Annotated in this window: 1 protein-coding gene; it reads right to left on the bottom strand. The window is 49.5% G+C overall.

The window, feature by feature from the left end; translation table 11 throughout:
- Positions 1-870 (bottom strand): IS30 family transposase (locus PPA03S_RS31985; RefSeq protein WP_062330057.1); only part of this gene is annotated, 870 nt, incomplete at its 3' end.
- Positions 871-985: the final 115 nt, after the last annotated feature.

Raw genomic sequence — 985 nt, 5'->3', positions numbered from 1 at the left:
GATTGAATCGGCGAGTACTTCATCCTCCACTTGAGCAAGATCGGTACCTTTCGGGAAAAACTCTCGAAGCAAGCCATTCGCATTCTCATTGGAACCACGTTGCCAAGACGAATATGGATCAGCAAAATAAACGTGCAGGTCATGGTTTGTTTCCAGATTGGCATAGCATGCAAACTCCTTTCCCCGGTCTGCCGTGGCTGTGAGGAAAGTACCTGTTGGATACTGTGAGATGGCTACACCAAGCGCAATTTCCATAGACAAAGCGGTGCGATCAGGCATGAGAATGGCGGTATACAGACGGGTTTTGCGTTCAATGAGCGTGGCTACGCATCCTTTACTTTTCCCACGACCCGATACGACGGTATCCAGTTCCCAGTGCCCAAACGTTTCACGGGAACGAACCTCTTTGGGGCGATCCGAAATTGATTTGCCTATAGCGAATTTACCGCGATTTTCTGTGGGTTTCTGGCGCTTCCCTTTGTGCCGAAGGACCTGTAACGTGCCTCGAACCAGACGCCCAGCGTAGAGCCAGCGATAGATGGTTTTAAAGGAGACCGACGGCAGGCCTTGGAAGCGGAAACGTTCCGTGATTTGCTCCGGAGACCACGTTGCCTGTAGTTTCTCCTCCAAGGAAATAGCGATGGCTTCGGACCATTTACCAGGTGAGATAGAAGCTTTACGACGCTCCTCATAAGCGCTCTGAGCCTGCTCTGCATGATAGGGTTGCGATGAAGTAGCACGTTCCAATTCACGACAAATCGTCGAAGGATGTCTTCCTAGTTCCTTTGCGATGGCTCTTGAACTTTGACCCTGTCGATGGAGGATTTCTAGCTTGCTGCGCTCAATTATGCTAAGATGTGTGTAGCTCATGGTGGATTTCTCCTTGTGTGAATGTGGTGTAGGAACCTTCATTCTACACGAATCCGGCCATGGGCCCTTTTTTATTTATTTCCAGTAGGTGTCGCACTTCATATTACAATCCGTC

The organism is Paenibacillus pabuli NBRC 13638, assembly GCF_001514495.1.
GTDB lineage: Bacteria > Bacillota > Bacilli > Paenibacillales > Paenibacillaceae > Paenibacillus > Paenibacillus pabuli.
This window is presented reverse-complemented; position numbering and strand designations above follow the sequence as displayed.